At 58.6% G+C, this 7,513-nt stretch carries 9 protein-coding genes, 1 pseudogene and 1 other annotated feature; of the genes and pseudogenes, 3 read left to right on the top strand and 7 right to left on the bottom strand.

Annotated features, from left to right (window positions below; translation table 11 throughout):
- Positions 1-96: 96 nt before the first annotated feature.
- The 3 genes and pseudogenes from ASD50_RS14900 to ASD50_RS14890 all read right to left on the bottom strand — a co-directional run.
- Positions 97-354, bottom strand: a pseudogene (locus tag ASD50_RS14900) (transposase); the annotation flags it as partial.
- 99 nt (positions 355-453) lie between these two features.
- On the bottom strand, positions 454-1,983 hold the full coding sequence (nirK, locus tag ASD50_RS14895) for a copper-containing nitrite reductase (protein ID WP_244484548.1): 1,530 nt from the start codon (positions 1,981-1,983) through the stop codon (positions 454-456).
- Between the two features lie 73 nt (positions 1,984-2,056).
- Entirely contained in the window at positions 2,057-2,494 is a 438-nt protein-coding gene (locus tag ASD50_RS14890; RefSeq protein ID WP_056242770.1) for a pseudoazurin, read from the bottom strand.
- A gap of 48 nt (positions 2,495-2,542) precedes the next feature.
- On the opposite strand from ASD50_RS14890, the gene ASD50_RS23205 reads away from it, so the two are divergent.
- Entirely contained in the window at positions 2,543-2,680 is a 138-nt protein-coding gene (locus ASD50_RS23205) for a hypothetical protein (RefSeq protein WP_156465119.1), read from the top strand.
- A gap of 139 nt (positions 2,681-2,819) precedes the next feature.
- On the opposite strand, the gene ASD50_RS14885 is transcribed toward ASD50_RS23205, so the two are convergent.
- Positions 2,820-4,051, bottom strand: a protein-coding gene (locus tag ASD50_RS14885; RefSeq protein WP_156465118.1) for an IS3 family transposase whose coding sequence is annotated in 2 segments (ribosomal slippage) — positions 2,820-3,760 and positions 3,760-4,051 — 1,233 coding nt in all. Because the reading frame shifts where the segments join, the coding sequence is not laid out codon by codon here.
- Positions 3,651-3,767: a sequence feature (AL1L pseudoknot), on the bottom strand. Its footprint overlaps the gene before it by 117 nt.
- A gap of 390 nt (positions 4,052-4,441) precedes the next feature.
- Here ASD50_RS14885 and ASD50_RS23200 point away from each other — a divergent pair.
- Together ASD50_RS23200 and ASD50_RS23195 are read left to right on the top strand one after the other, a co-directional pair.
- Complete coding sequence (locus tag ASD50_RS23200; protein ID WP_156465117.1) at positions 4,442-4,597, top strand: hypothetical protein; 156 nt, start codon at positions 4,442-4,444, stop codon at positions 4,595-4,597.
- A 480-nt stretch (positions 4,598-5,077) separates the two neighbouring features.
- A complete protein-coding gene (locus tag ASD50_RS23195) occupies positions 5,078-5,347 on the top strand; it encodes a hypothetical protein (RefSeq protein WP_156465116.1) in 270 nt (89 codons plus the stop codon).
- 89 nt (positions 5,348-5,436) lie between these two features.
- Here the strand turns inward: ASD50_RS23195 and ASD50_RS14870 are convergent, their stop codons facing one another.
- The 3 genes from ASD50_RS14870 to ASD50_RS14860 form a co-directional block, all read right to left on the bottom strand.
- On the bottom strand, positions 5,437-5,679 hold the full coding sequence (locus ASD50_RS14870; RefSeq protein WP_320410621.1) for an XRE family transcriptional regulator: 243 nt from the start codon (positions 5,677-5,679) through the stop codon (positions 5,437-5,439).
- 334 nt (positions 5,680-6,013) lie between these two features.
- Complete coding sequence (locus tag ASD50_RS14865; RefSeq protein WP_056242762.1) at positions 6,014-6,457, bottom strand: universal stress protein; 444 nt, start codon at positions 6,455-6,457, stop codon at positions 6,014-6,016.
- Between the two features lie 566 nt (positions 6,458-7,023).
- The gene (locus tag ASD50_RS14860) at positions 7,024-7,212 is read right to left on the bottom strand and encodes a hypothetical protein (protein WP_056242760.1); all 189 of its coding nucleotides are present in this window, start codon (positions 7,210-7,212) and stop codon (positions 7,024-7,026) included.
- Between the last annotated feature and the right edge of the window lie 301 nt (positions 7,213-7,513).

The following is a 7,513-nucleotide window of genomic DNA, read 5'->3' as shown; positions in this document are numbered from 1 at the left end:
GGTATGTTCTACGCTTCACCCAGGTCGACCAGTCTTGGCGACCTCAACCGCCGGAACTCTAACTTATCCAGCGGACCTCCCTAATGGGGCAGGTCACTTCAGGATATGGAAGAAGCTCTCCATCGAAGCATTGTCGTAACAGCAGGCCGTGCGGCTCATTGACGGTTTCGCTTTCATCGCAGCGAGTTGCTCGCCGTACGCCTCGGATGCGTACGGGCTGCCGCGGTCGGAATGGCAGATGAGGACTTCGGCCGGCCTTTGTCGCTGCGCTGCCATCATCAAGGCGGCCAGCGGCAGTTCGGTGCGCATGTGGTCGCGTATCGCCCAGCAGATGATCTTGCGGGTCGCGAGATCATGCATCCTGGGACTGTCATACCGGCCGCGATGCTCGGAGTGGAGACGATATAGAATGAAGCGCGAGGTTGGCAACCTCGCGCTGGACACATAGACTGTTTACTTGTCAGGAGCTTGAGCCGGACCGAAATGCATGATCTCGTCATTTTCTGGTCCGTCGACGATCAAATAGCCGGCTAGGCCGCGCTCAGCTCGCGACAACGCGTGATCGACCAGCACGTAATGTCCGCCGCGATCGATCTTGAAGTCGACGATCGTCGCGCCGCCAGGCGGAACGGATACGGTCTGAACGTTGGTCAACGGTGGCGAGGTTACGCTGCCCATCGAATAGACATGATCGAAAATCTCACCGATCACATGGAAGGATGAGGTGTAGTTGGGTCCGCCGACGCCGAAGAAGATGCGGACCGTTTCGCTGGCATTGGCATAGAGCGGATGCGACTTGGTAAGTGCGCCGACCGAGCCGTTGAAGAGGAAGTATTCTGGCCGTTCGGAGATCAATTTGTCATAGTCCATCTCCATTTCGCCCTGTGTACCGAAGGGCTCGACTGTGTAAAGTTCGCCCTGCATGACGTAGAATTCACGGTCGACCTGAGGTAGGCCTCCTTCCGGCTCGACCAGGATCAACCCATACATGCCGCTGGTGATGTGGTGGGCTACGCTTGGTGTCGCGCAGTGATAGACATAGATGCCCGGCTTCAGCGCCTTGAACGTTACCACCGCCTCTTCGCCTGGTGCGATCTGGGTGAAATCAGCGCCGCCGCCGGGACCTGTGGCTGCGTGGAAATCGACCGAATGCATCATGACGCTGTCGGCGGCGTTCTTCAGGTGGACTTCGACGGTGTCGCCGACACGAACCCTCACCATGGGACCAGGCACCTTGCGCTCGAAGGTCCAGTAGACATAGGAGGTACCATCATCAAGCCTGCCCGTCAGTTCGACGGTTTCCATGTCGACGCGCACGACCTGAGGCGGGCGCTGGCCGATAGGGCCGGGTAGGTCGGCCGGATCACGCACGATGTCGGCGGCATCCGAGTCCATTGCCTCGCGTGGCCCGGCCATGACCTGGATCAGGCCTTCCATACCGGCCGCGCGGTGTCCGGCAATAGAACAGAAATAGGCGAATTCCCCGACCTTATTTGCGGTGAAGGAGAAGGTGGATGAGGCGTTCTTACCAACGACGATTGACGAGCGTGCTGCGTATTGGTCGATGACTACGTCGTGCTCGGCGCCTTCGCCGTTGATCAAGTTGATCTGCACCAGTTCGCCTTCATGCACCATGAGGGTCGGGTTGACTTGGCCCTCTATGTCGCCGCCGACCCCGATATAGACCATGCGTCCGTTAGCGATGCCGGTCTTGAGGGTGAACGTAGTTGGATTGTGGTAACTCACGGTGTTCGAGGATGCGGCCGCATTGGCGCCAGGTGCAGGCTGCGAACCGTCAGATGATACCTGGGACGGGGCAGCCTGACCAGTCTCGGTCGCTGCGGTGCCATGCTGGTGAGTTTGAGCGAATGCCGGGATAATGAAGAGCAGCGATAGGATCGTGGCGACCGCCATGATCCACACTGGAACCTTGGCTCCATGAGCGGTCCGGCCTCTCGAAAAATCCTCTGATTTCGAACGCATTCTGCGTGTGTCCTGCATTCGGCACTCCATTGTCACCTTGCATCAAATATTTGCTTTTTTTAAAGCGGCCGGTTCAGTCTGAAGAGACTTGCCCCAAGAGCTCTGCAAACACTTTCTTTGCCTTTCCAGGATGCTTTGCCGTCTTTGCCTCTTCGAGATTGACTGGCGTTCCAACGACAATCAATGCCACCATTCCCATACCGTAATGTGGTGTACATTTCACGCCGTAGACACCTTCCGTGTCCAGTGTGACTGTAATCTGCTCGTTCATCTTGCCTTTAAAGGCCTCGACTCCTTCCGGCATCATTCCCTTGACGGATTCTGCATCGTGACCCTTGTCGGTCGGGACGAAGGTGACGGTGTCGCCCGGGGCGGCCTGGATGAAGTCGGGCTGGAACACCATGGCTCCTTTCTCACCCTTGTTGAGCATCTGCACCTGATGATCAGCGGCCAGCGCGTTTCCGGTAGCCAACGCCAAAACTGCTGCCGCGACAATTGTCGTACACTTCATCTTTGTTCTCTTTCTCTAACGGGAGACTCGCGCCGGAAATATCATCTGTTGCCGGTGATCTTGAAGGAACGTCATTTGAAAAACAATCCTGCCAAGGAAGCGGTATTCTTTGATCTGCCTGGGGAGTTCATGGCCACCGAACTGCCTGCCCTCGACTCCGATGCGGTAAGCGCTGTCATTAACTGAGAAGGCAAATTTTACCCGAATCCGAGCACCTATCGTACGTGCAGATGACATTCCTCGCGCAAAATGGTCGATCATGTGGGTCCACTTGCAGGATAGGTTATGAACCGCGCCGGGTTTTCCGGAGGCCGTTTCGTTTGAGTCACGCCGCCATGGCTGGCTCTTCGAGCATGGCGTAGTAGCGTTCCTCGGCTTCGGCCGGCGGGATGTTGCCGATGGGCTCCAGCAGCCGGCGATTGTTGAACCAGTCCACCCACTCCAACGTCGCGAACTCGACGGCCTCGAAGGAGCGCCATGGTCCGCGTCGATGGATTACCTCGGCCTTGTAGAGGCCGTTGATCGTTTCGGCGAGAGCATTGTCGTAGCTGTCGCCGACACTGCCCACGGATGGCTCCACGCCGGCCTCGGCCAGGCGCTCGGTGTATCGAATGCTGACGTATTGGCTGCCTCTATCGCTGTGGTGCACGAGCCCGTTGCCCTGCACGGGCCGCCTGTCATGGAGAGCCTGTTCCAAAGCGTCCAGAACGAAGGCTGCATGGGCGGTCCGGCTCACCCGCCAGCCGACGATCCGGCGGGCATAGGCGTCGATGACGAAGGCGACATAGACGAAGCCGGCCCAGGTCGCGACGTAAGTGAAGTCGGAGAGCCAGAGCATGTTCGGCTTCGGCGCATGGAACTGGCGATTGACATGGTCCCGAGGACATGGTGCCGCCTTGTCGCTAACCGTGGTGCGGATCGGCTTGCCGCGGATGATGCCTTCGAGGCCCATGGCCTTCATCAGGCGGGCAACCGTGCAGCGGGCGACATCGAAGCCCTCGCGCTGCAACTGCCGCCAGACCTTGCGAACGCCGTAGACGCGGAAGTTCTCCTCGAACACGCGCCGCACCTCGACCCTGAGTTCCTCGTCGCGCTTTGCCCGCGCCGACAGCCGGGAGGGATCGATCCGCTTGGCGACATGGTCGTGGTAGGTCGACGGGGCGATCGGCAACACCTTGCAGATCGGCTCGACCCCATGCGCCTCGCGGTGATCGTCGATGAACGCGATCATGGCTTGAACCGGCGGTCGAGCTCCGCCTGGGCAAAATACGCGCTCGCCTTGCGCAGGATCTCGTTGGCCTGCCGAAGCTCGCGGTTCTCGCGTTCCAAAGCCTTCAGCTTCGTCGCCACATCCGTAGGCACACCGGCACGCAGGCCCCTGTCGCGCTCGGCCTTCTTCACCCACTCATGCAGCGTCTGCGCCGTGCAGCCGATCTTGGCAGCGATCGACGAAACCGCCGCCCACCGCGAGGCATGCTCGCCTTCGTGATCCAGAACCAGCCGAACCGTGCGGGTTCGGACCTCGGGAGAGAACTTGTTGGTCGTCTTGCTTGTCATGGCTCCACCTTCTCAGGAGTTGGAGCCTCCGATCAACCCGGCGCGGTTCAGGAAGCACCAATGTCGTGGCGGTATCTTTGGACCGGCCTTAGGTAGATGATCGATCTCGGACGCCGGGTTTACAGTTCCAACAGAAGCATTTCCGCGAGCATGAAAAGGCCGGCGAAGCTAATGTGCAATAGCCTGGGGAACCCCAACCGCCGGCCCTCCGCGACATTGAGATATGCCGCCAATGGTATATTGCGATCGTGAAGTTGAACCTGCAATTCCAAAAAATTGCACCTTGCTAGCAAGAAAACTGTTGGATTGACACCGTGCTGCCTAAAGGCAAGGGCGCGGTGCGCAGGGTGAGCTTTGGTGGGGCATTCACGCGCCGGCCGTGCAGCCTCCTTGGGTGACCGCTGGGAAACCCTATCCCTGCTGACCATTTCTGACAACCAAGAGGAACAAATCATGCTCGTCGCTAACTGGCGAGCCGTGCTGATGGTTGATTTCTTGGCAACAAAAAACCCCGCCGGAGCGGGGAGTTTTTGGGAGAGGGATTGAGGCCCAGCCGGGGGTGCCTCAGGAGAGACGGCTGGGCCTCGCGCTGCCGGATTGGAATGACAGCAGGGACAGCCTATCACCTGATTGCAGGGAAGCAACAAAAGCCGCCCGGAGGCGGCTAAAGAGCGGAAAGCGTTGTGGGATCCCCGGTCGCGGCGATCGTTCGCTACCGTGCCGGCGACAGCGTCGCCAATCTGGCGCGGAGTCAGCTCGTCATTTTTCGCCTTGCGCCGTCAGGGCGTTCGTGCGTGATGGGTGTGGTTGCGGGAGCGGACGACAATTTGAAAGCCCGCAAACTGGCTGACACTTATGCTCCGGCGTTCGCCTGCGGGACAAGCAAGCGGATCGATCGATGAACCTCTTATGCGATCAGCGCGCACGGCCGCCGTGGGCATGCTAACAACGGCGACGTCGATTCCGGTGGCCAGGGTAAACGCTGACGATGTCTATCCTTGGTCCCGCAACATCAGGACCGCAACAATGCTTGATCTAGGTGAAGTCCTCGACCCATTTCGAAAGCAGGTAATCGACGTCAAGGACGCGCTTGCCCGCGCTCGCTACCTCTATGACGGCCTCGACCTGATCCTGGAGAACGTCGAGGATTCCAAGATTCGCGGAGCCTCACAGGAGGTGTTCTCAGCCGCCAGCGAAAGGATGGATACGATCGACGCAATGCTGGACGAGTTTTATCGTCAGTTGTCTTCAGCAGATCGGACGCTGGAGAACTACAAGGTCAATCCGAAAGGCTGACGCTATGGCTACCGTCGCGCGTATCGCCGGGATCGAGGAAAACGACGCCGGTAGCGGGAAGCGCGTGGCTTAGAAGGTTGTGGTGGCTGTTAAGGAACGTCGTCCTTGGCTGTTATCCCGCCTTCGCTCTCCAGAATGCCGAGCCGCTTGGTGACCGACTGATTGAATTTCAATCGTACACCGACGCCTTGGGAGCCTTCTTCGGGAATGAAGACCGCTCCCAGTTCCTCCAAGGCGGCTCGAATAGCGTCGATGGTCTCGTCGTCGGGGATGTCAATGCCGCGTTCGAAGAGCTCTATGACGCGCTCATTGATCTTTGAATTGTTTGCCAACTTGTCTCGGCTGATTTCAACAAGTGCACGCGCCGCTCCGCACAATGGTCCCGTAATCATTATCGCCTCCGGTGATCATGGAGAGTATCACAAATGCTGAAGCGACTGACAGCGAGGGAGAGGCTGGAAGCCCTTGCCTCGATTTGGGAGCCTATCCTGAGTCTGGCGCGGAATGAGGCCATCGAAGGGATCAAGTCGGCCTTAGTGTTCAAGTGTATCGTTAAGCGGCTCTAGCGGCAGGACATCGCGGGTGCTCGGCGTCGATGATCGGTCGCGTTCACAATGGCCATCGCCTTTGTAGCGGCGATGGCCTGGCTGTAGAAAGGGCCGGTAATCATTTAACGATCAGCACTGGTACGGGACTGTTAGCTACAACCTCCGCAGCCTGACTGCCAAGGAGCAGTCGTTTTACACCGCGCCGGCCGTGAGAAGCCATTACAATAAGATTGCAACCTGCTTCCTGCGCCGTTGCCAGTATGGCAGCAGCGCCTCTGGCGTCAGGCACATGGACGGTTTCAGCGACGATTCCCATCCGTTGCGCAGTCGCTGTAATAGACGCGAGCATATCCTCGGCGGCTTTCTTGCAGTCCGCTTCGTAATGTTTGATTTCGCTGGGCGTGACTACCCAGGCAGCAGTGCCGGTAGGCGTTGGAAATGGCTCGGTGGCCGTAACGATCGTGACCTTGCTCCCAATTAGTTTTGCCAACGATAGGCCATGATCGACGCCGGCCTGCGCGAATTCCGAGCCGTCAGTCGGTATCAGGATATGTGTATACATAGATTGCCTCAGGAAACGAGTTAGGGACTGAGGTGGATGGAACCACAAGCATGGATGGACCGGCAAGCGGATCAAATCGTCGCGCTCTCAACTGCAGCATTGGTGATGTGCGCCATTCAACGTCCTGCCGACTGGTCTGATGACAGGAAAAAGACCCCGCCGGAGCGGGAGTTTTTGGGAGAGGGATTGAGGCCCAGCCGGGGGTGCCTCAGGAGAGACGGCTGGGCCTCGCGCTGCCGCTTTGGGACGACAGCACGGACAGCTTAGCACCTAGGGACAGGGAAGCACAAAAAGCCCCGCCTGAGCGGGGAGGTTTTGGGGGTGCTGGTGAGGTCTGATCCAAGGTCCAGCGGCGGACAGCGTGACCGAGCCTCACACTGCCAGATGCACATGGCAGCCAATCCAGACTAGCACCATGCAACGCAATGGCAACAAAAAGCCGCCCGGAGGCGGCTCTGTCGAAGCGGGTGAGTTGGTTGGTGGTTAGGCCGCGCCAATCCGCTTGTAGTTGCTGTTCGCGATCAGCTTTGGAAGGTAGGGGAGAGCATGGACGCCTCTGCCTCCGCTCAGGCATTGCCTTCCGGCTCTACGTCCTCAAGCTTTATTCCCTTAAGCATGTCGACGAGATTGCGCAGTGTCCAGATGACCTCGGCGGCATCAGCCAGTAGCGAGGCCATTTCCTTCTTGGTGAAGAGCTCAGGGTGTGCCGCCACGTAGGCAAGCACGTCCTTGATGTCTGGTTCGTCGTCTGCCATGGGCCATTCTCGCGCCTTTCCCCGCTGCTCACAAGGCGTCGTTCACGGACCGCTCGCGGTGAGCAGGCATTATTGAACTTCCCATGAAATCAGTGCAGGGGAGCTGCTCAAGCAGATCGAGCCGGAGCAGGGCGCCCGCGATGGCAAACGGGAGGCGGGCTTTTTGCGTTTCAGGTGGCGACTAAGTGGCCTTCCCCCTGAGAACGGGTCCATTTTGAGAGTTAGAGTTTCGGCTATTTTGAGCTTTGAAAGGAGCACGGAATGGCACGGAAGAACTATACTGCCGAGCAGATCATCGGGA

The sequence above is a fragment of the Mesorhizobium sp. Root552 genome, assembly GCF_001427285.1.
Classification (GTDB): Bacteria; Pseudomonadota; Alphaproteobacteria; order Rhizobiales; family Rhizobiaceae; genus Mesorhizobium.
The sequence above is the reverse complement of the archived record's forward strand: the minus strand, read 5'-3'. Positions and strand labels throughout refer to the sequence as shown.

Excerpts from the sequence above, each read along its gene's own strand:
- ASD50_RS14860 (WP_056242760.1), bottom strand. The coding sequence starts at position 7,212 with ATGGCAGACGACGAACCAGACATCAAGGACGTGCTTGCCTACGTGGCG.
- ASD50_RS14890 (WP_056242770.1), bottom strand. The coding sequence starts at position 2,494 with ATGAAGTGTACGACAATTGTCGCGGCAGCAGTTTTGGCGTTGGCTACC.
- ASD50_RS14865 (WP_056242762.1), bottom strand. The coding sequence starts at position 6,457 with ATGTATACACATATCCTGATACCGACTGACGGCTCGGAATTCGCGCAG.
- nirK (WP_244484548.1), bottom strand. The coding sequence starts at position 1,983 with ATGCGTTCGAAATCAGAGGATTTTTCGAGAGGCCGGACCGCTCATGGA.
- ASD50_RS23195 (WP_156465116.1), top strand. The coding sequence starts at position 5,078 with ATGCTTGATCTAGGTGAAGTCCTCGACCCATTTCGAAAGCAGGTAATC.